Source organism: uncultured Dokdonia sp. (assembly GCF_947492815.1).
GTDB lineage: Bacteria > Bacteroidota > Bacteroidia > Flavobacteriales > Flavobacteriaceae > Dokdonia.
In genome coordinates this window covers 87,661-110,714 of the sequence record NZ_CANLOB010000003.1, presented here as the reverse complement: position 1 = coordinate 110,714, position 23,054 = coordinate 87,661, and the positions used below count along the sequence as shown (strand labels likewise).

The window sequence follows — 23,054 nt, the reverse complement described above, 5'->3', positions numbered from 1 at the left end:
AATTATGAAAAAAATAATTAAATTCATAATGGCGATTGCAGTTGCTAGTTCTGCTATGTTTTACTCGTGTGAAACTATAGAACTTGAGCAATTAGAAAATCCCAATGGACTTAACCCTAGTCAAGCTGATCCAACTTTGTTAGCGAATACTATTCAAATAGGGTATTTAAATAACATTTCTAGTTTCAATGGTAATGCTGCAGGTCTTGTCCGAATTAATACTTTCGGATCTAGAGATTATTTCGCTGGAATAACAGGTAACGCACTTAATGGTAACTGGAATAGGATCTATTCTACAGCTATGGTGCCAAACATTAATGTTATTACTGCTCTTAACGAAGAAGCAGGTGATGGTTCTTTAAACTTTCAAGAAGGTATCTCAAAAGCAATGTTAGCGCATAGCTTTATGTTACTAGTTGATTTTATTGGAGATGTTCCATTTACTGAAATAGCAAATCCAAGCGAATTCCCAGCTCCTAATGTAGATCCGGGAGCATCAGTTTATACTGCTGCTTTAGGTTTATTAGACGAAGCAGAAGGTTTATTAAATGGAACTTCAGGAACTGACTTATTTTATAATGGAGATTCTGCATTATGGATCAGAGCGATAAACACAATGCGTTTAAAAGCTGCTCTTACTGTTCAAGATTATACAACTTTTGATCAGATTATCGCTGGAGGTAACTTCATCGAATCTAATGATCAAGATTTCGAATTTAGATTTGGAACAAACGAAGTAAATCCTGATGAGCGTCATCCTGACTATGTTGCAGATTACACACCTTCTGGTGCAGGTTTCTACAAGTCTAATTGGACTATGAACTACATGTTAGAATCAAATGATCCAAGAATACGTTACTACTATTACAGACAAACTGATTGTACTCCTGGTGCTAGTTGTAATCCAGCTGGTAACGGAGAAACATTACAGTGTTCATTACAACAGCCACCTGCTCACGTAGCTGCTGCTGGTTTTGGTGACATTTTCTGTTTCTTAGAAGACGGATACTGGGGTCGTTTACATGGTGATGATGGTGGAGCTCCACCAGATAACTTCTTTAGAACTGCGGCTGGCGTATACCCTGCTGGAGGATTATTTGATGATGATCGTTTTGGTAATGTAGGATTAACTCTAGGTGGAGGTGGTGCTGGTATAGAGCCTTTCTTACTTGCATCTCAAGTAGACTTTATGCGTGCTGAAGTTGCAATGGCTCAAAATAATACTGGAGCGGCTGCGATGCACTTAGAAAATGCTATCAGCAAGCATGTGAACAAAGTAGTTACATTTGCTGCATTAGACGGTTCTAGAGATACTTCTTTTGAGGCTACTCCTGCAGATATTACTGCATTTGTTGCTGCTCAAGTACAAGCATTTAATGATGCTACTAACAATGATGATCGTATGAACTTACTAGCTGAGCAATTTTGGATTTCTCAATTTGGAGCTGGTGCTGAAGCTTATAACTTCTATAGAAGAACAGGTTTCCCAACAACACTTCCTCCAAACTTAGAGCCTAATCCAGGAAGTTTTGTAAGGTCATTCCCTTATGCTTCGTCTGAGGTATTAGCTAATCCAAATATTAGCCAAAAAGCAGATCAGACTATTCAAGTATTCTGGGATACAAACCCTCCTTCTGCTGCTGGTGGTGGTGGATTCCCTGTTGCAAACTAAAATTTAATAAAGAAAATTAAACATGAAAAATTTATATAAATATGTTTTTATGGGAATCTTAGCATTAGGTCTAGGTTCTTGTGATGACGATGAAGAAAATGTAACAGTAGTTGTTCAGGACACTGTTGAAACTGGAGCAGTACTACGTACAATCCAAGTAATTTCAAATGAACTTCCTATTGGATTAGACGCTGGTTTTTCTGTTCAAATAGAAGAACAAGATGAGCAAGAAGGTGCTCTATTACAAAGTGTAGATGTATTTGCAACTTTTGCAGATAACTCTCCAGATGATGGAGATACTACTGGAGCAAACTTCAATGAATTTTCTCTAGGAACTGTTGATGCTTCTGAATTTACAGATCCATCTCCTTTTGGTTTACCTCGTGCTACATTAAATTATTCATCTGATGTATTAAATGCTGGTGCTGGTGTAACGGGTGCTCAACTTTTTGGAGGGGATACATTTACAATTCGTCTTTCATTAAACTTGACTGATGGTCGTGTATTTTCTGTAAACAATGCAGGTGGTATTATTACTGCTGGATTCTTTAACTCTCCATTCCAATATACTGCGACAGTTACTTGTCCAGTTGAAGGTGATTTTGCTGTAGGTACTTACCAACTTTCTATCATAGAAGGTGTATTCCCTGCATTTGATGCAACTATCGATTGGATTGAAGAGCCTGTAACTATTGTTAACGGTACTGGAGACACTGAGCGTATTATAGAAAGTGCATGTTATTTACCTGAATTCGGTACATTCTGTGGACCACTTACATTTAACCTTGTATGTGGATCAGTTATCCTTCCTAACCAAGCTCCTGGAGGTGGTGTAGGTTGTGGTGCTGCTATCTTATTAGAATCTGATCTTAGTGATCTAGGTTCTTACGATCCTGCAGATGATTCTACAATCCAATTAATCTTCCAAAATAACTTTGAAGATGCTGGAGGATGTGGTGCAGATCAATACAGACAAGTATTAGAGTTAACTAGAATTTAATTCTTACTATATCAATATTAATAGAGAGACAATCTACTTAGATTGTCTCTCTTATTTTTTACTAATATTATGGAAAAGAAACATCTTCAGATATTTGGCACCAGAGCCATCATAGAAGCTATTGAAGCGGGAAAAGAAATTGACAAAGTATATCTACAAACTGGGCTCACAAACAATCTTACTAGCGAATTAAACACACTTATAAAAAAGAAAGGGATACAAACTTCTTATGTACCTATTCAGAAATTAAATAAGCTTACGCAACAAAATCATCAAGGAGCAATCGCTAATATATCTGTTATCAAATTTCAAGATTTTGAGGAACTTGTAAATAAAACGATAGCATCAGGAGTTACACCATTGTTTATTTTACTAGATCAACTTTCTGACGTTAGAAATTTTGGAGCAATTATACGTACCGCTGAGTGTACAGGAGCGCATGGTATTATCATTCCAAAAAAAGGAGGAGCTCCATTAAATGCAATTGCTATTAAAACATCTGCAGGAGCAGCATTTAATATCCCTATTGCAAAAGTAGATCATCTTAAAGATGCTATTTATTATCTTCAAGGTTCAGATATAAAAGTTATTGCCGCAACAGAAAAAACAGAAAATACGTTATATAATATTGATTTTAAACAACCAACTGCTATTGTGATGGGACGAGAAGACAGTGGTGTTTCATCAGGTATTCTTAAAATTGTAGATGAAAAAGCAAAACTCCCACTAATGGGATCTATTGCTTCTTTAAATGTATCTGTAGCGTGTGGTGCTTTTTTATATGAGGTTGTAAGACAAAGACTTTAATCTGTTTCAGAAGTTGAATCTTCTTCTTTATATATATAGTTTATAATAGGAGATTCTTCTACGTCCTCTTCCTTTTCTTCCTCCACTATTTCAATAAAATTCCCATTTTCATCAAATTGACGCATAAATGGGTCGTCTTCCTCATTATAATCTTCAGATTCCCATACATATTTAGGGGGCTTTTCTACGCTTTCGCGAAAGCAAAAACCTAATAGAGCTCCAGAGACAAGTCCAGCTAAGTGACCTTCCCAAGAAATCTTCTCATCAACGGGTAGTGTACCCCATACCAAACTACCATATAAAAATACAACCAATAGCGAAAGTGCAATCAACCTAAAATGCTTTGCTCTTATTCCTTTAAAGAATAAAAAAGAAACAAGTCCATAAATTACTCCGCTCATTCCTATATGGTATGCAGAACGCCCAATAAACCAAGTACCAATCCCACTTAGAAGTATAAGAAAGAAAAATACACGCCAAGCAATTTTATGGTAGAAATAAAACAATGCAGTACTCAAAACAAATAATGGTACTGTATTATGCCATAAATGAGCTATACTTCCATGTATAAATGGAGAAAATAACACCCCTCTTAATCCTAATGCTGTTTGGGGTTTTACCCCATAAGGCGTAAAATTAATGCCAAATCGTATTTCTACCCAGTATACGATCCAAATAAGCAATACAAAACCAACAGGATATAATAGCACCCCATTATAAAACTGAAAAGAAGAAGGTTTTGAATTCATATACTACTAAAAGCAAAGAATTAGCCAAATATAACTTTACAGTAATAATGTCATTCTTTTAACTTATAAAATACCTATTTTTATGATATGAATGCACCACTTGCAGAACGTTTACGTCCTAAAAAACTTGAAGACTATTTAAGTCAGCTTCATCTTGTTGGACAACAAGGTTCATTACGCCAAGCACTCAATGCAGGCGTAATCCCATCACTTATTCTTTGGGGACCTCCAGGCATAGGAAAAACAACATTAGCTACTATAATTTCTAATGAATCTAAACGACCATTTTACACCTTAAGTGCTATAAATAGTGGCGTAAAAGACGTAAGAGAAGTAATTGAAAAGGCAAAACAAAGTGGTGGTTTATTTACTCAAAAAAATCCTATTCTATTTATAGATGAGATCCATCGCTTCAGCAAATCACAACAGGATTCTTTATTAGGTGCTGTAGAAAAAGGATGGGTAACGCTTATAGGGGCCACTACAGAAAACCCGAGCTTTGAAGTAATTCCTGCCCTTTTGTCGCGTTGCCAAGTATACATTCTAAAACCTTTTGGCAAAGAAGATTTAGAAGCCTTACTAAAACGCGCCATAGAAGAAGATAGTATCATTAAGAAAAAAGAAATAGTCCTTAAAGAAACAGAAGCTTTACTAAGATTAAGCGGTGGAGATGCACGAAAGCTTCTAAATATTTTTGAATTAGTTGTTACAACAGAAGCACAAGATAAAGTAACAATCACCAATGATCTGGTGATGTCAAAAATTCAAAAAAACACCGTCTTATACGACAAAACAGGAGAACAACATTATGACATTATCTCTGCTTTTATCAAATCTATAAGAGGTAGTGACCCAAATGCTGCTGTTTACTGGTTAGCAAGAATGATTGAAGGAGGTGAAGATGTAAAATTTATTGCTCGTAGATTAATTATAGCAGCTTCTGAAGATATAGGAAATGCAAATCCTACAGCATTAGTTGTAGCAACCAATTGTTTTCAAGCTGTAAATACTATCGGATATCCAGAAGCAAGAATTATTTTAAGCCAATGTGTTACCTATCTTGCAAGTTCACCTAAAAGTAATGCTTCTTACATGGCTATAAAAAAAGCACAACAACTCGTTAGAGAAACAGGTGATTTAAGCATTCCCTTACATTTACGTAATGCTCCTACAAAACTTATGAAAGATTTAGGATATGGAGATGATTATAAATATTCTCATGATTATCCAGGTAATTTTGTGAATCAAGAATTTTTACCTGAAGAAATCACAAATACGAAGTTATATGACCCTGGCACTTCATCAAGAGAAAAAGGACTTAGAGATTTTCTTAAAGTTCGATGGAATGACAAATACGGCTATTAAGCCTATTTAAGCGCATATACTTTAAGCGCATCATCATTTACACCTACAAGTAATATATCTTTCTCTAACCCTTTATGAGATATCCCTAATAACGTTTTAGCATTCCCTTCAATATACAAACCTGATTCCATAGCAGATAATGCTGTATACCCATTTTTCTGGTTAGACAATAAGACAATACCATTTCCGGCATCATATCGAGGTGTTTCTACTTCAGTTTCATAAATATTACCAGTAACAATAAGATCCTCATAACCATCCTTATTAACATCTCTAGAAAGGACACTTAACATAGGCGCCGATTGCGCAACAGATGGCAACATAGAAACATCAAACGTCCCATCTCCTTTATTTATTAAAAGCTTTGAGGAAAATGTAGTCACTTCTTTTTGATAAGCCGTTTCTAATTTTTCTCCATAAATATCTTTTAAAGTAGCATTAGCAAACGCATTGTATGTTTCAAATTTTTCTGAGATAAAAGGCATTTGCTGTGTAGAACACTCTTTTCCTCTAGCTGGCACATAATTTCCATTGTAATTATTACTAAGTACCAAATCAAACGTTCCGTTATCATCAAAATCTGACGCAAACACTTTAAAAGGTGTTTTTAAACTTGCTTTATATTTTATATTATCTCCTATATTTCCAACAATATAGTCAGGCAAACCATCTTTATTTACATCTGTTTCTGTAATAGTAAACCACCATCCTTTTTCTTTATCAAGACCTATTTCTTTGGAAACATCTTTAAATATTCCTTTATCATTTTTAAACATACCTATATGAGACCACTCACCTACTACCATAAAATCAGCATCTCCATCGGCATCATAATCTGTTGTAATCACTTTATTTATAATCCCAAATGTTAGTAATTCTGGAGCTACTTGAGCAGTAACATCTGTAAAAATACCTGCATTATTTTGATATATATGAGAGGACGCACTTACAGGGAAATGTTGTGGTTGAATTCGATTTCCTACAATAATATCCGTATCTCCATCGGCATCATAATCGATGGTTGTTATAGATTTACTTGACATAAATCCTGTAGCATTATTCTCGTCAAAAGAAACCGCTGTAAACACTCCTTTACCATTATTTTGATAATATCTATTCTTATATTCTGGCGCATTAGATACAAACTCATTACCGCCACTCACGACTATTAAGTCTAAATCCTGATCTCCATCGGCATCAAAAAGTATAGACTCCATATCTTCATGGATAGCATCTGCGGCAAAAGCGGGTTGTGAGGATTTTGAAAAGCCCCTAGCTGTTTGCACATATAATTGACCTGCCTGCCCAGAAGCTCCTCCTATATAGACATCATCAAGACCATCGTTATTCACATCTCCTTTTGTCATGTGAGGGCCTAAAGTTGACTGTTTATAAGGTAATAAGACCTCAGTAGTGAAATCATCATAGTCATTTTCTTTATGAATAAAATCAAGTCCGTAGTTTGTGTCCGCTTTCGCGAAAGCGTACCCAGCATTTGTATCAACTTCAAAAATTGCTTTAGCAGTATTTGTAGCATTTTCTTCAGAAAAAACCAAAACTGTATTTGCGTCTATATCGGTACGTTCTTCACTTTTCCCTGAAAGCCATTGTACGGTTACTTTATCGATTGTACTTATAGATCCTAAACCAAAATGAGCACTATTTTCTGTAGCAGAAAGGTACCCTTTAGTTCTTTTAGATTCGTACACTTGAGATTGATCTCCATAAGCAATCGTGACTTTAGCAAATGTTTCTGACGTTTTCCCTTTTAAAGCAACGCGCAGATAGTTTCCTGTTTCCTTTTCGATACTAGTATTCTTAAATAAGAATGCTTCATCATCGATATTATTTACAATAAGTTCTAAATCACCATCATTATCTAAGTCTGCATAGGCACCTCCATTAGAATACGATGCAACTGCAAGCCCCCATTGATAACCTTTATTTTCAAAATGAAGATTTCCATCATTATGAAACATAATATTACTTAGTTTCTCTGTAGGCATTGCATCATACAACTTTTGTTTTACATCTAAAGGGACTTTACCTCCAAAAGCTTTTTGTGTATCCCGCACTTGATTCTGTATATCATTATCTAATGCATATCTTCTATACCCATTTGTAACATATACATCTCGATGTGTATCATTATCTAAATCGGCAATAAGGCCTGCCCAACTCCAATCGGTTTTTGCCATTTTTGCTTGGTGTACAGCATTATTAAAATGATTTCCTCCCATGTTTAACTGTAGTGAATTAAACATATACTGATGTTGAAACCCAAAATCATCAACGAGCATAGAAAATCGATCTACATCCATACTTGCCATGAGTGTCTTGGAACGCACATGGTCACTAGCTGCCATGTCTAGCACAAAAATATCTTGAAGCTTATCATTGTTAATATCTGCAATATCAACACCCATTCCGAAGAAAGAAACTTGCTTTGTATATTCTTTTATGCGGTCTGTAAAGGTTCCATTTTTATTATTGATATACATTGCATCAGGCACATAATAATCATTGGCAATATAAATATCTAACCATCCATCATTATTAATATCACTTACGGTGATTCCTAACCCGAATGCTGCTTTAAGCAATCCTGCCTTTTTAGTAATTTTACGGTACGAATTTCCCGTATTCTCATATAATTGGACTGAACTTTTTTCTAAGTTATTCCCCAACTTCATGCTAGCAAAGAATCGTTGTGGGTCTAATCCATAAAATTCATTTTCATTAGAGACCACACAATCTAGATCACCGTCATTATCGTAATCAAAAAACACAGATTGAGTACTAATACCCGTATCAGCGAGATTATATTCTTGTGCGCTTTCGCGAAAGCGGTTATCTTTTAAATTAATATATAATAAGTTTTTACGCTCTTCAGCTTGTTTTGGACCTCCTTGCGAAACATAGATATCCAACCACCCATCGTTATTTACATCGGCAAAAGTGACTCCGTTTGCCCATTGTTTTCCTGTATTTATACCCGCTTGTTCAGAAATATCTTCAAACTGTAAATTTCCTTTGTTTAGGTATAGTTTATTTCCAACTTGGTTTCCTGTAAAAAAAAGATCTTGTAGTCCATCATTATTAATATCGGCCACCCCAACACCGGCTCCATTATAAAAATAATCGAAATCAAACAGGTTTTCTATAGAGCCTACATTTTCTTTAAGTGTATTTGAAAATGTAATTCCGCTTTCTTCACTAGAAACAAGTTCAAAAAGGTTTTGGGTTTTAATTACTTTCTCTTCAGGTTTTGAAGTGGTTGTCGTTTCTTGTTCTTGACCACAGCCTAAAAAAAGTAGTGCTAAACTTATGGCAAAAAGGTACTTCATTAGTTTTTAGAAAATATCATTTGTACTACACCTATTCCTTTTACAATACGATCTATAATAAAATTTGAACCATTAAAGCGTCCTTTACCATTAAATTGAGTAGTTAGCACTTCATAGTTTTTCGTATCGTTTGTGATGGCTGTTCCTATTTTTGTTGATCCTTCGTATATCATTAGGTTATCTGCTGCTACAATAATTTTATAGGAACCATCTGCGCTCTCATAAGTGCCATCAAGATTAGATATTACTTCTTCAACTTTAGATTCTATTGTTTCTTCTACTTGCTTGACAACAGTTTCCTTTTCAGGAATTACTTCTTCTACTTCAATAGTTCTAGAAGGCTTTGGAGCTTCAACAGTCTCTGTAGTTATATTTTCCTGTTTTTTTCCACTATAAACGTAGTGTAAATCTTCTATGGAAAGAAATGCTTTGCGCAAAGCTTCGTGATAAGATCTTTTAAAATCTTTGTCCCTGCTTTTTCCTTGTTCTGATACAAAGACTATATTCCCTTTACAATCTTTTAAGATGACTTTCAATCTTGAAACAATGTAATTAGAATTACTTTCTACATCTGCATATAAAGTATTACAATTCCCTTTCTCAAATCCAATAGGTTTCTCGTCTCTAACCCTATAAGAATCGAATCCATACTTATTAAACAAGAATTGTGTAAGTGAATTTAATTGATATTCGTCTATACTTTTTGCAAAATCATATTTTTCTGGAATAATAACATATTGATAATCATTTACGCTTTGTGAAAAAGAAGAGAAATGTATCAGTAATAATAGTGCAATTACTAGGTGCTTCATTGTTTACTCAGGATCAAAAATTAACTGAAAACCAAACTGTATGGAGGCGCTTTGAGCCTTTGCCAGATTGGAATAGTCTAATATATTATCTGCTGCAAGATAAACATTAAATTTGTTAATTTTTGTTGAAAGTAATAGTCCTATATTTCTATTAGAAAATGCATCATAGGTATAGGTCATTTTTGTTCTTAAAAACCGAGTCCAAGTTCGATCAACATATAGTGTTGCAGCTCCCTGAAATCCTCTTGGACGTTTTATAGCATATAGTTGTGCTCCTACATTAGTAGCATATCTATCTACACCACTATTTGTACAATCACAATCACCATTAAGATTGGCTCCAAAGCCTCTATTAATAGAAGCGTTAAACTTTGTAGGACGCCATGTAGTATATGAGTTTTGTAGTGAATCTTCATAAGGAAGGTTTTCTTCAAATTCATCTTGTAGATTTTGCCAATAATCGTTTAGGTCTTCTCCATTCAAAACATCAGGAAATTCTAGTTCTATACCATTAGTTGCATAGCTCCCAGACACTCTATAATTCTTTAAGTCTTTCGTATGAAAAATAGCGCCTACATCAATAACACTCGCTGTTGCTGTCCAGTGATCATCAATTGTATAGGTAGCCCCTACATCAAATCCTACTCCTACATTATTACTTAGTATTGCTCTTCCTACAGCCTTACCTGGTCCTGCATCTTCATCTATAAATGAACGTAATCCTGAAGTATTAGCTGTCACAGATGCATCTTGCACTTGATGTTGCAAAAAATTAGGGCCCTCTGGTGTTTCTCTAGTTATAAAAAAACCTTGATTGTTTGTACTATTGATATTGGCAATACTCATATATAATTTTGCTCTCCCTCCTACTCTAAGTTTTTTTGAAATCTCTTTATTAACTCCAAAGTGATATACTGAAATCACTTCTGCTGCGACAGCTATGTCAGAAAATTGGAAGGGAACATCTAAAAAGTTTGCATTTCCTTCGTATGCAAGAACTGCAATATCTTTTGGAAAATAAGCAATCACATCAGTTTCCTGATACAATCCTGCAGAGTAATAGTTTTCTGTAAACTTGCTTTTCCATCCAAAAGAAGCTAATTCTAATTGCTGATTTACAACAAATGAATCTTTGTTATCTAATCTAAAAATAGCATCTCGTATTCGTGTATTTATATCTCCTCCTTCTTGAAAAATATCATACGTACTAATTCCACTAGATCCAGCACTTACTGAAAATCCTGACAAAAGCGGGATCCCAATATGTTTTTCAAATGATATTGCAGCACCTGGATTACTCAGTAGTGTCTGCGGAAGATCATCTACATTATAGAGCAACTGTTTATTTTGAGCACATACTTGTGTAACTACAAAACTTATGTATATGATAATAAATGCTCGCATACTATTATTATAGATCAGAAAATTCTAATGAATAGAGCACCTTACTTTGGAGTGACAACTCCCCATTTATAGGAGCGCCATTTGTTGTAAGAATCACTTCATTTGCTAATATGCGAGAATTACTTATAGCCTGAATATCTTCTTCGCTCAATACTTGAGTAAATTCAGTTCTCTGTACCGATCCATCAGTAGAAGACGTAATTTCGAAAAATACGACAAACTGTTCTTGTCCTCCTCCATTTAAAAATGAAGCACGATTTACTAGTGATTGTCCAAATGTGTTATCTACTTGAAAATCTAATGTAACTTCTTTTAAATTTTCTCTGATAAAATCATCATCCAGAAATTCTAACCTAGTTGTATCTCGAGCAGTGATAATGACTTCTTGTGTATCTACAGTTTCAAAATCTGACGTGTCTAATGTAAAGAAAATCAATGAGGCATCTACTGTAGGACTAATAACCACATCTTGCGCTTGATCAAAATCCACATCACTCACACAGGAAGTGCATATGAAAAAAGAGGTGATTAGTGCCACAAATCTTACGTAAAGCAGGTAATATTTCATAATTTGGAGGAATTGATTGTGTCTAGTTAAAAAACGCTTAATAACTAAGTATATTGCTATAAATAATTACGAACATCTAGCAAATCATCTACAACGACTTGTTTGTTAGGCATTTTTAAATTATGATAATTATAACAAATTGTTTTCATATTCACCCCTTCTGCACCTAATATATCTGCCTCATAAGTATCTCCTATCATCATGCTATGCACTGCAGTTGCATTTGCTTCTTGTAACGCAACTTTAAAAATACGAGGATTTGGTTTTTTAACCCCTACCGCTTCACTGGTTGTTACGGTATCAAAATAACTATCAATTTTGGAGTTTTTCAGTTTTTTATGCTGTACTTCTTCAAAACCATTCGTTATAATATGTAACTTATACTTTGGCTTTAAATATTCAAGAAGCTCTATAGCACCATCAAATAAGTAATTATGATCAGGTAAATGCGTAATATAATCTTCAGAAAGTCTATCAATAGTATCATCTGCTACATTGATATTAAGTGCATCAAATGTTTTTTTAAATCTTCCGTAACGTAACTGTGATTTAGTGACACGTTCTTCTCTATACCACTTCCAATACTGAAAATTAATAGGGGAATACACTTTTAAAAATTCGTCTAGATTTACATCTATCTCATTTTTATCAAATATTTTGGCAAATGCCAATCCTGAGTTACGATCAAAATCCCATAAGGTATGATCAAGATCAAAAAAAACATCTTTTATCTCTTTATTCATCTGTTGTCAATAATGTTCTAAATACTTTTTTGCTATATACATTTGTGAAATCTGCATTTGAAAAAGCAATTAAAAATACGCCTTTCACTTCCTTTACGACCTCTTTCATTTTCTGTAAGCTTACGCTATCTACCGTATGCTTATGTACATCTATAATTGTATTTACATGGATACAAAATGGATATATCACCAAAGGGGTTTGTATTTCATAGTCCAAATCATAAAATAAAAACGGAGTACTTGTACTTGCCCTAAAACCTAGTACATCAGGATACCCCATTGTATAATCTTCTAAAATTTCTTGATCTAATAGGTTTCTATACGTGCTAGGGACTGTTATTTTATAATCTGTAATTCTAGATTGTATTAAAGGTCTATTGGTAATTTGTTCTATTCTCTTTTTTTCTTCCTTTAATATTGCAATATCTTTTGTAGCACTCTTAGAAACTAACAATCCTACACAAGAATAGTCTCCTACCATTTTTATTAATGATTGAAAGCTTCGCTTACTATATTTTATATTCTTACTATCTTCAGTATAATCTCCTAATTCAAAAAACACTTTAAATCGAGAGGATGCTTGTTTTTGAATATTTACCAACCAACTAAATATATCAAAGGGATCTTTACGTAATCCCAGTAATACTTGGGTTCGCACAAAATTTTGTTTTAAACGAAAATTTATAAAATCACGCCCATAACCACCTATAGTTCTTAAAAACCCAATCTTCCTATACGCAAATGCCTGAGGCACATCTATAACCACCTGCGTTTCAAACTGCGACTCTTGGAATACATGTGAAGGAAATGATGACACCATAATTTCCTTAAAACGCACGATCCACTCATCAACAACAGGTCGATCTAAAAACTTATGCTTATAAGCTATACTTTCACTTGCTGGAAAACGTCCTAATGCATCTTTTACATGAGGCAAATACTCTTCATACCGACTTAACATATAAAAAGCAGCGCCAAATATATCATAAGGCAGCATGGCTTCTGGATTTTTTGAAGCAAAAAAACAAGGCACTCCTTCCCAATCTTGTAATTGTATATCTACATCCATCACTCCTTGTTCAAAAAGAAGCTCAACAGCACTTATATGCAACTCATTTCCTAACTGTTTTTGTGTATAGGATAATTTAGGGCCATCGTGTGCTACAAAATCTTCTACTTTAGAAGTAAAAGAAACTGTCATACCCATCACTCTAGTACATATATGTTTAAATATATAGGTGACTCTAGGGGTAATTTTATGGGTATAAACCAGTAGCATTTAAAAAAGGAATTAAAGCAAGCCATCATCGGCAAAGCTAAAATACGCCTTTTCGGTTACAATAATATGATCTAACACTTTTACATCCAGACTTGCTGAGGCGACCTTTAATTTCTGAGTAAGTTGTATATCTGACTTACTAGGTTTAAGCGTCCCAGAAGGATGATTATGTGCCAAAATAATCCCTACTGCATTTAACTCTAATGCAATTTTGAGTACCAATCGCACATCGACGAGTGTTCCTGTAATACCGCCTTTACTTAATTGTTGTTTTTCTAAAACGCTATTGGAATTATTGAGATAAACCACCCAGAACTCTTCATGAGACAGATCGCCTATAATAGGTTGGAGCAACTCAAATACTGTAGAAGAAGATGTTATACGCTTTCGCGAAAGCGTACCACTATCATCTCGTCGTCGTCCTAATTCTAAGGCTGCCGCAATTGTTACGGCTTTAGCTTCACCAATTCCCTTAAATTTTTTGAGATCTTTAATCGATTTTTTACCGAGTTCCGAAAGGTTGTTTGAAGACGACGCTAGAATACGCTTACTCAAGCCTACAGCACTTTCTGTTCGATTGCCCGAACCTATTAGAATAGCTACGAGTTCGGCATCTGAAAGCGCTAACCTTCCTTTATTTACTAATTTTTCACGCGGTCTGTCATCCTCCGACCAATGCTTGATCGAGAATGAAGTTTGTTTTTCTGACATATTAAAACTTATTTTTCTGACATTGCTAAAATAAAGATTGTTATTATAAAATACTTGACTTTTTACAATCAGAATTTTTTATAGTAATTTTAAATGCAGTTTTTTAACAAAACACACATAGCAATACCATAAAATAATAGCTTATGAAATCCTTATTTGATCCCACTGCATATTCAGAAATCAAATCCCGTCTGGAGGCCTTAAACGAAAAAAGCACGCCTACTTGGGGTAAAATGAATGTAGGACAAATGGTTACGCATTGTCAATTCCCTTTAAAAATTGCTTTAAGTAGTAAGCCTCGAAAACACAAATGGAATTTAATAGGTTTTTTATTCAAAAAATCACTGTATAATGACAAACCATGGCGACAAGGACTACCTACAGCAAAACCTGCAAAAATCACAGATCAAAGAGAATTTGTAAAAGAACGAGAAGCATTAGTCTCTATGGTAGATGCCTTTCATGCTAAAAAAGAGCAAACCGAATGGCAACCACACCCTATGTTTGGCACATTCACCCCCGAACAGTGGGGTCAGCTAGAGTACAAACACCTAGATCATCATTTGAGACAGTTTGGGGTATAACAAAGTAAAAAGTAGAAAAACGAAATCTTAAACACTCTCTTAAAACGGGGTAGTTGTTTTCTATTTTTTGTAATCTGCGAAGCACAAAAAATAGAAAATCTTTCCGTTATAGATTCTTCTATAAATAGTTGAATTAAGTTCAAAAGCTATATAGAAAGTAAAATACTATTGCTCTTGAAAACTAAAATCTATGAGTCGTTGTTCAAAAACATGCATTTCTGTAGACACAAATGAGATTCTATACAACACTTCTCCTATTCCTTCAGCATATAGATATTCATCACGTCCTAGAGACAACTCTCCCTGTTCACTTAATACTACATACACTTCATTAACGGCGCATTCAAAGTTTCCAGCTGGAACTTCGACAGCCTCTTGAGTATTTAGTAAAACTCCAAAAACTCCTTCAAAAAGAGTATCATTTCTTAAGTATTCTTGTTCACTTTCACTAGAAAAAATAACACCTTCATTTAAACGCACCAAATAGCCTAATGAATCTTTTACTTGAAATGTAGCTACATCTTCTGCGGGGAAATTACTTGAACTTTCTTCAACTCCAGAAACGGTAACTTGAAATGTAAAAATTTGTTCTCCATTAATTTCTTGTGAAGCTATAATTTCTTGTTCTTCAGTAATACCAGTTGTACTAAATTCACTAGAAGGGTTATCCAATTCATCCCTTCTAAAATATTCATACGTCCAACTATTTCCTACTCTTAAATTGTAAAACCCTGCAACTTCAATTTCTATTTCGCCTTGAGAAACTGATGTCTCTTCATCATTATTACAAGAAATACAAAGAAGACACAAAAAGCAAATAAAAAAAAAGTGTTTTCTCATAAGAAGTAAGTTTGTACTAAAACGAATTAATCAAATATTTAGTATGTCTTTATAGCTACTCCATTTCTTCTACAAACAAAAATGGATACTTATTTTCTGCCTTTAAAGCATACTCATTTAACGCGTGATTCATACGTTTTTGTTCATCTCTTAAATCATACACACTTTGCTTGTAAGAAATCATAAAATCAAGATAGTGTTGAAGTGTTATTTTTTGACTTACTTTGAGTTTAAAAAATACACTATCAGATACAGATTCTTGAAAATAAGTATATACTTTCTGCTCATCTACTTTCTCATTTAGTATAAAAGTTTCAAGATTTACAATTTGCTCTTTCTTATCTTTTAGGTGATCTTCAAAAAAGAAAATTCCTAATGGTGAAGGTGGTTTAGATTTCTCAGTATTCGCATACAACGCTTTTGTAGGGTATATATATTTTGTGTACACATATGGCTGATCATTAATAGTAGAATGAACCACATAATTTAATTTATTTATTCCTCTTATAATCGCTTTACTCTCTAATTCCTTAAGTTTAGCATAAGACAATATTCTATCGGCATGTATGGTAAGTATTGGATTGACACTATACTTCCTTCCATAATGATTATATTCTTCTGAATAAGGTGCTTCTACTACTTCCTCTACTGTCAACTCATCATATATTTTATAATTAAGGTTACTAGAATCATCCAATACTTTTACAAATATTTTTAAATATCTATTGTATGGAGATACTATAGGGTTGTCATATGGCTGCATGTCATATGTAGTTGTAGGAACATTTACATAAGGATGTGACTTATCATACACCTCATTTAATCTATTATAATTTGATTTCTTAAGTAATGAACAAGAAAATATAAAAGCAAAAACGACTACAAAATGAAGTAATAATATTTTTACTGTATACTCTTTAAAAGACCTTCTTAATTCTTTGACACTTTCAAGAAACAATACACTAAACAATAGTATATATACAGCCCAACTTTCTTCTAAAAAACCATACTTTAACAACATAAATTGCATAAAGCCTATTAGGAAAGCTAATTTTATAAATAAGTAAATGTAATTTCCTAAAAGAAAAGATTGATTATTTAAAATATTCCGCCTTCTTGAGCGCTGTCGTATAGATTTAGACACGCATGAAATATAAAAAGAAATGCCTACTGAATTCCCTACAATTACAGCATTTCCTGCAAAAACAAATGCAAATAGAGATATAGCATCATCCGATAAAAGATAATTTACATTAAATTGAAAAGACAACATTGCAGATCGATACAATGAAAAGAAATACTGCTGAAAAAAGTAAAAAATAAGTGTAGCCCCTAATGCTAATAATATGCTTATGATTGCTCTTCTTTTAGAAAAATCATAAATACTTAGTGGCTTATGCATATAGAATTTACCCATACTAATAGGTAGACACTATTGTAGGAATGTTACAGATAGAGTTATATTATCCCCTTCACCTCTTCAAAATCTAACCCACCATAATTCCCGCTACTCATTAATAACAGGGCTGTATTGTTAAATTCTTGATCAAATAAAAATTCTTTAAACTGTGCAGGGTCGGTATAAATAATCAAATCTTCTCTTTGAAAGGCCTTAGCAATTTGTTGCTCAGTTACTTTTTCTAGCTTTTTTATTTCAACGGCATGCGGCGAATAAAAAACAACGGCTACATCTGCTGCGTCTAGCGCGCCTTGATATTCAGATAAGAATTCAGCATTGAGACTACTATACGTATGTAATTCCAAACACGCGACTAATGTTCTATCTGTATACTGTTCTTTTACGGCTTTGGTGGTTGCGCTTACTTTGGATGGGCTATGCGCAAAATCTTTATAAGCAACATTGGTAGTGCTTTCTGCTATTTTTTCTAAACGTTTTGATGCTCCTTTAAAGGTTGCTATAGCTTCATAAAAATCTTCTTCTACTACTCCCATATGTTGGCAAATCCATTTCGCACCAGCTAAATTATTAAGGTTATGTTTTCCAAAAACTTCTATCGGCATAGGACCTTCTGGGGTCTCTAACAATGTCTCTCCGTTATCTACTTCATACGCTGGAGTTTCATAAGGATACTTTTTGATATGCGCAGTTGCATTATCTACCACTTTTACTACCTCAGCATCTTCTGTATTATATACCATCGCACCACCATTGGTCATACTATTGACAAATATTTGAAACTGCGCTACATAATTTTCAAATGTGGGAAATACATTGATATGATCCCAGGCAATGCCACTTAATAAGGCAATATTGGGTTTATATAAATGAAACTTAGGACGTCTATCTATGGGACTACTCAAATACTCATCACCTTCTAATACAATAAAATCATTCTCTTCAGTAAGATGTACCATCGTTTCAAAACCTTCCAGTTGTGCTCCCACCATATAATCGACTTCCTTTTCCCAATAATGCATCACATGTAGGATCATAGAAGTAATTGTTGTTTTTCCATGAGACCCACCTATTACGACACGGGTTTTATTTTTTGACTGCTCATACAAATACTCAGGATACGAATACACCGTAAGCCCTAATTCTTGTGCTTTATGTAATTCAGGATTATCTTCTTTGGCATGCATCCCTAAAATAACAGCATCTAGATCAGTCGTTATTTTTTCTGGAAACCATCCGAAAGTTTCTGGTAATAATCCATATTTCTCCAAACGAGATTTTGAAGGATCAAAAATAGTATCGTCACTTCCTGTAACTTGATATCCTTTATGATGTAATGCTAAGGCTAGATTGTGCATTGCTGCGCCTCCTATAGCTATAAAATGTACGTTCATATATCGTATGTATAATCGTCTTTAAAAATAAGATTAATTCTAGAAAAGAAGTTCTTTCCTATGATTTTTCCGCTTTCGCGAAAGCAAAAGTAGAAGCAATCCCTATAAAAACTTTAAAAATGAGTTGGTATTATGGAATATTCAAATACTTATGTGTCTGCAATGAGATTTTCCATTTTGGATGTGCCATTACATAATCTACAATAAGTGGTACCATCTTATCTCTCACAGACCATTCCGGTTGTAGATATAGAATACAATTTTCAGATACTTTGGCTGCTTGCTCTTCGGCAAATGCAAAGTCACTTTTGTTATATACAATAACTTTAAGTTCGTGTGCTTTTTGAGACACCTCATCTTTAGGCAACATTCGTTTCTTTGGAGAAAGACAAATCCAATCCCAATCTCCAGAAAGATCATACGCCCCCGAAGTTTCTATATGCACTTGCAACCCACGTTCTTTAAGTAAAGACGTTAAAGGTTTCATATCCCACATTAAAGGCTCTCCTCCTGTCACAACAATAGTATCACTGTATTTAGCTGCATTATCTGCAATCGTAACAGCTTCTGTAGGCGGATGAATTGCTGCATCCCAACTCTCTTTCACATCACACCAATGACATCCTACATCACAACCACCTACACGTATAAAATATGCGGCTGTCCCTTTGTGATATCCTTCTCCTTGAATCGTATAAAACTCCTCCATAAGTGGAAGCAATTCCCCTAAATCTACCCGTGATTGTATGGCCTCTTTTGTCATAAGATGCAAAGATAGTAAGTATTAATACCAATTTAGTTTTAAAATGTCTCATTTTAGATTGTTCTTTGAATACTACATTTCAAAACTAAATTGTATAAGGTAGTAACTAGTAAATATTAGACAACCTATGAAACGATCTTTAAAAAATGGTATTTATCGTCTTTTAAGAAATAATAAGAAGGCGGCTACAAGTGCAATACCACTTGAAATTCCTAAAGCCAAATAACTAGTCCACAAAGAATAGATATCCGCCAAAGACCCCATAATAGCAGGTCCTGCCATAAATCCTACAAAACCCATCCCAGCGACGATAGAAATCCCTTGAGAAGAGGTAACTCCTTTTGCTTTTCCAGCCACTCGAAATAACTCAGGAATGATGACAGAAAAACCAATCCCAACAAGACCAAATCCAACTAAACTCAACGCTTGCGATCGAGATAAAATAGCCATATACCCTACAATTGCAATCAGCAATCCATATATAATAATTCGATAAGAACCAATACGAGAACTCACCTCATCACCAAAAAATCTCCCTAGAGTCATCGCAGCACTAAAAATAACAAACCCAAAACCAGCTAGCCATTCTAAAGACACCCCTACAACATCTTCAAGGTATAACTTACTCCACTGCTCTAATGACCCTTCACTCCCCATCACAATAAAAGAAATGATCGTTAAGGCAAAAATGGGTTTTACTAATTTTAATGAAAATCCTGTATGCTCCTTTTCAAGAGGTTTGCTTGCTATGGCTATAAAGTTTTTAGACAATAAAATATTAGTCACTATGAGTACGAGTGTAACAACTGCTATATGCATAAAAGAAACGGTTACAGACCCAATAACAAGACTCCCTATTCCCGCACCTAGAACGCCTCCTAAACTAAAAAAAGCATGCGCCGCACTCATAAAATGAACACCATCTTCTTTTTCTAATTCAGATACAAGAGCATTCATTGCTATATCCGTAAAAGCACTACTCATTCCTGCTACAAATAGACTGACACATAATAAAACCAGTGATGGCGCTATTATGGGAAATAAAAATAATAAAGCAAAAACTACAATACCATACAACGTAGCCTTTCCCACTCCTATAGCATCGATAAGCTTTGAAGAAAAAGTCACTGCAAAAAGCCCTCCAATAGCATAGCAAAATAAAGCAATCCCAATATCGCCATCATCTATCATCAATTTTTCTTTTACCCTTGGAATATAAAGCACCCATGTTCCCACCATAATATTAATGGAAGCAAAGACCCATACTGGGGCAAAATACCGCTTTCGCGAAAGTATTAACAACAGCGAATTCATGGTTCTAAAACTACTAAATCCTATGCTATAACGAGCATAAATGATCCCGCTAATTACGAAAACGTTTACATAATACCTCTTCTACTTTAAACCTTCTCAAGAAAATATGTCTTTTTGCGCTATATTTTGTTATAAAAATAAACCATAACAAAGGCTATGCTTGATTTTTATGCCTCATCTATCACAAAAACCTATTATTTTATTTTGAAAAAATTTAAAGCAGAAGTGGTATAAATTCCTTTTCACATCGATGTATAATGCGTATTTTTATAGATCATTAATAGTATCTAATGACCATATCAAAAACTACCTATCAAAATACACTCGCTTTCGCGAAAGAACAAGACACTCAAGATCCACTTGCTCATTTTAGAGATCGTTTTTATCTTCCTATAGACAAAGATGACAATCCACTTGTATATATGTGTGGAAATAGCTTAGGATGCCAGCCAAAATCGGTAGCGACTTATTTAGAACAAGAACTCAATGACTGGGCAAATCTTGGCGTAGAAGGACACTTTGAAGCAGAAAACCCTTGGATGCCCTATCATGAATTTTTAGCAAAGCAAATGGCAGACATTGTAGGAGCCCTTCCAAGTGAAGTGGTCATTATGAATACACTCACTACAAATTTACACCTCATGATGGTCTCTTTCTATAGACCTACTGCTACACGTCACAAAATCATTATTGAAAGTGATGCCTTTCCTTCTGATAGATATGCGGTAGAAAGTCAAATCAAACATCATGGATTTGACCCTTCTGAGAGTCTTATTTTATGGCAACCGAGAGAAGGAGAAGAATTATGTCGTTATGAAGATTTAGAGGCGATTGTAAAAGAACATGGGGACAGTATTGCACTCTTCTTAATAGGAAATACAAATTACTATTCTGGACAATGCTATCCGATTAAAAAAATCACAGAATTAGGACATAACAATGGAAGTAAAGTAGGTTTTGACTTAGCACATGGTGTAGGTAATATCATGCCCAATTTACATGAAAATGGACCTGATTTTGCAGTATGGTGTTCGTATAAATATTTAAATAGTGGCCCTGGAAGTTTAGGAGGTTGCTTTGTACATGAGCGTCATCATAGGAATACAGAACTAAACCGTTTTTCGGGATGGTGGGGCCATAATAAAGATACGCGTTTTAACATGCGACATGGCTTTGACCCTATTCCTTCAGCGGAAGGATGGCAATTATCCAACCCTCCTATTTTGTCTATGGCAGCAGTAAAAGCCTCTTTAGATATTTTCGCGGAAGCGGGAATGAAAAACATACGAGCCAAATCTATTCATCTTACAGGATACTTAGAATTTTTATTAGACGATCTTAATCATGATCGTATCTCAGTAATCACACCTAGAGATCCTGAGCAACGTGGTTGCCAACTTTCTATTCAAGTAAAAAATGCTGATCGTAGTTTGCATGATCAATTAACGAAAGCAGGAGTGATTTCAGACTGGCGAGAGCCCGATGTGATTCGTGTGGCGCCAGCACCTTTATACACTAACTATGAAGATGTGTACGAACTTGTACAACGATTAAAAATGGTTTTAGAATAATAAATAGATCCCTTCGCGGGGATCAAAAGAAAACTCCGCCTACGTAGGCATTAGAATGTATATACCAGAAATTTATAAAAACGAGAATCCAGAACAAATCAGAGCTTTCTTAAAAGAAAACAGTTTTGGAATTTTGGTTACCAATAAAGAGGGTGTTTCTTTAGCTACGCATATTCCTTTAGAATATGCACAAAAAGAAGATGGCACAGAGATTCTTCATGCACACATTTCCAAAGCTAATGACCAGTGCAAGCATATAGAAAATGGTGCTGATGCGCTTTGTATTTTTAATGGTCCACATAGTTATGTTTCTAGTAGCTGGTATGATTTTGAAGAAGTTCCTACGTGGAATTATATTGCTGTTCACATACGAGGTACTTTTACAGTATTAGACAAAGAAGGCTTATGGAATTCTGTAAAAACCTTAATGCACAAATACGAAGACAGTCAAGAACAACCTGTTCGTATGGAAGCACTGTCTGAAAAAACATTGAAACAGATGAATGGCATCATAGGTTTTGAAATTGCTATTTCTTCTATAGAAGCCACCTATAAATTATCTCAAAATAGAGATGATAAAAACCATACAGCAGTTGTAGATCAATTACACAAAACTGGCGATTCAGGAAGTAAGGCAATAGCTAAAGAGATGGATCAATTGAGGAGTACAAAGAAATAAATTGTTAATTTAAAAAGATTCCTACCGGAGTTTAT

Annotated in this window: 20 protein-coding genes; 7 read left to right on the top strand and 13 right to left on the bottom strand. The window is 34.5% G+C overall.

The features are described from left to right. Nucleotides 1–4 precede the first annotated feature (4 nt). The 3 genes from Q1A01_RS04895 (at nucleotide 5) to rlmB (ending at nucleotide 3,479) form a co-directional block, all read left to right on the top strand. Complete coding sequence (locus Q1A01_RS04895; RefSeq protein WP_299676861.1) at nucleotides 5–1,672, top strand: SusD/RagB family nutrient-binding outer membrane lipoprotein; 1,668 nt, start codon at nucleotides 5–7, stop codon at nucleotides 1,670–1,672. A gap of 22 nt (nucleotides 1,673–1,694) precedes the next feature. Then, a complete protein-coding gene (locus Q1A01_RS04890) occupies nucleotides 1,695–2,672 on the top strand; it encodes a hypothetical protein (protein ID WP_299676858.1) in 978 nt (325 codons plus the stop codon). 69 nt (nucleotides 2,673–2,741) lie between these two features. Further along, nucleotides 2,742–3,479 carry a 23S rRNA (guanosine(2251)-2'-O)-methyltransferase RlmB gene (rlmB, locus tag Q1A01_RS04885; protein WP_299676855.1) on the top strand — a complete coding sequence of 246 codons (738 nt, stop codon included), beginning with the start codon at nucleotides 2,742–2,744 and terminating at the stop codon, nucleotides 3,477–3,479. Here rlmB and Q1A01_RS04880 read toward each other — a convergent pair. Further along, complete coding sequence (locus tag Q1A01_RS04880; protein ID WP_299676853.1) at nucleotides 3,476–4,228, bottom strand: rhomboid family intramembrane serine protease; 753 nt, start codon at nucleotides 4,226–4,228, stop codon at nucleotides 3,476–3,478. The genes rlmB and Q1A01_RS04880 overlap by 4 nt on opposite strands. Nucleotides 4,229–4,315: 87 nt before the next feature. Here Q1A01_RS04880 and Q1A01_RS04875 point away from each other — a divergent pair, with 87 nt between their 5' ends. Further along, on the top strand, nucleotides 4,316–5,593 hold the full coding sequence (locus tag Q1A01_RS04875; protein WP_299676851.1) for a replication-associated recombination protein A: 1,278 nt from the start codon (nucleotides 4,316–4,318) through the stop codon (nucleotides 5,591–5,593). 2 nt (nucleotides 5,594–5,595) lie between these two features. On the opposite strand, the gene Q1A01_RS04870 is transcribed toward Q1A01_RS04875, so the two are convergent. The 7 genes from Q1A01_RS04870 to radC form a co-directional block, all read right to left on the bottom strand. Beyond that, on the bottom strand, nucleotides 5,596–8,940 hold the full coding sequence (locus tag Q1A01_RS04870) for a VCBS repeat-containing protein (protein ID WP_299676849.1): 3,345 nt from the start codon (nucleotides 8,938–8,940) through the stop codon (nucleotides 5,596–5,598). Then, nucleotides 8,940–9,752, bottom strand: a complete 813-nt coding sequence (locus Q1A01_RS04865; RefSeq protein WP_299676847.1) for a hypothetical protein — start codon at nucleotides 9,750–9,752, stop codon at nucleotides 8,940–8,942. The genes Q1A01_RS04870 and Q1A01_RS04865 overlap by 1 nt, the downstream gene beginning before the upstream one ends. Nucleotides 9,753–9,755: 3 nt before the next feature. Beyond that, nucleotides 9,756–11,156, bottom strand: a complete 1,401-nt coding sequence (locus Q1A01_RS04860; RefSeq protein WP_299676845.1) for a DUF5723 family protein — start codon at nucleotides 11,154–11,156, stop codon at nucleotides 9,756–9,758. A 7-nt stretch (nucleotides 11,157–11,163) separates the two neighbouring features. Further along, nucleotides 11,164–11,694: a hypothetical protein gene (locus Q1A01_RS04855; protein ID WP_299676843.1), complete on the bottom strand. Its 531-nt coding sequence runs from the start codon at nucleotides 11,692–11,694 to the stop codon at nucleotides 11,164–11,166. Nucleotides 11,695–11,780: 86 nt separating this feature from the next. Further along, on the bottom strand, nucleotides 11,781–12,467 hold the full coding sequence (locus Q1A01_RS04850; RefSeq protein WP_299676840.1) for a YjjG family noncanonical pyrimidine nucleotidase: 687 nt from the start codon (nucleotides 12,465–12,467) through the stop codon (nucleotides 11,781–11,783). Then, a complete protein-coding gene (locus Q1A01_RS04845; protein ID WP_299676837.1) occupies nucleotides 12,460–13,668 on the bottom strand; it encodes a polysaccharide deacetylase family protein in 1,209 nt (402 codons plus the stop codon). The genes Q1A01_RS04850 and Q1A01_RS04845 overlap by 8 nt, the downstream gene beginning before the upstream one ends. A 90-nt stretch (nucleotides 13,669–13,758) precedes the next feature. Then, nucleotides 13,759–14,457: a DNA repair protein RadC gene (radC, locus tag Q1A01_RS04840; protein WP_299676835.1), complete on the bottom strand. Its 699-nt coding sequence runs from the start codon at nucleotides 14,455–14,457 to the stop codon at nucleotides 13,759–13,761. Nucleotides 14,458–14,600: 143 nt separating this feature from the next. On the opposite strand from radC, the gene Q1A01_RS04835 reads away from it, so the two are divergent. Then, nucleotides 14,601–15,041 carry a DUF1569 domain-containing protein gene (locus Q1A01_RS04835; protein WP_299676833.1) on the top strand — a complete coding sequence of 147 codons (441 nt, stop codon included), beginning with the start codon at nucleotides 14,601–14,603 and terminating at the stop codon, nucleotides 15,039–15,041. Nucleotides 15,042–15,206: 165 nt separating this feature from the next. Here Q1A01_RS04835 and Q1A01_RS04830 read toward each other — a convergent pair whose 3' ends face one another. The 5 genes from Q1A01_RS04830 to Q1A01_RS04810 all read right to left on the bottom strand — a co-directional run bounded on the left by Q1A01_RS04830 (nucleotide 15,207) and on the right by Q1A01_RS04810 (nucleotide 20,769). Further along, nucleotides 15,207–15,881 carry a hypothetical protein gene (locus tag Q1A01_RS04830; protein ID WP_299676831.1) on the bottom strand — a complete coding sequence of 225 codons (675 nt, stop codon included), beginning with the start codon at nucleotides 15,879–15,881 and terminating at the stop codon, nucleotides 15,207–15,209. Between the two features lie 55 nt (nucleotides 15,882–15,936). Then, nucleotides 15,937–17,283 (bottom strand): hypothetical protein, encoded by a 1,347-nt coding sequence (locus tag Q1A01_RS04825; protein ID WP_299676829.1) that lies wholly within the window; start codon nucleotides 17,281–17,283, stop codon nucleotides 15,937–15,939. 56 nt (nucleotides 17,284–17,339) lie between these two features. Next, nucleotides 17,340–18,692, bottom strand: coding sequence for a Mur ligase family protein (locus Q1A01_RS04820; protein ID WP_299676826.1), 1,353 nt, complete (start codon nucleotides 18,690–18,692; stop codon nucleotides 17,340–17,342). Between the two features lie 130 nt (nucleotides 18,693–18,822). After that, entirely contained in the window at nucleotides 18,823–19,455 is a 633-nt protein-coding gene (locus Q1A01_RS04815) for a 7-carboxy-7-deazaguanine synthase QueE (protein ID WP_299676823.1), read from the bottom strand. 153 nt (nucleotides 19,456–19,608) lie between these two features. Then, nucleotides 19,609–20,769: an MFS transporter gene (locus tag Q1A01_RS04810; protein WP_299676820.1), complete on the bottom strand. Its 1,161-nt coding sequence runs from the start codon at nucleotides 20,767–20,769 to the stop codon at nucleotides 19,609–19,611. A 290-nt stretch (nucleotides 20,770–21,059) separates the two neighbouring features. Here Q1A01_RS04810 and kynU point away from each other — a divergent pair, with 290 nt between their 5' ends. Continuing rightward, nucleotides 21,060–22,340 carry a kynureninase gene (gene kynU, locus Q1A01_RS04805; RefSeq protein WP_299676817.1) on the top strand — a complete coding sequence of 427 codons (1,281 nt, stop codon included), beginning with the start codon at nucleotides 21,060–21,062 and terminating at the stop codon, nucleotides 22,338–22,340. 55 nt (nucleotides 22,341–22,395) lie between these two features. After that, nucleotides 22,396–23,019, top strand: coding sequence for an FMN-binding negative transcriptional regulator (locus Q1A01_RS04800; RefSeq protein ID WP_299676815.1), 624 nt, complete (start codon nucleotides 22,396–22,398; stop codon nucleotides 23,017–23,019). Nucleotides 23,020–23,054: the final 35 nt, after the last annotated feature.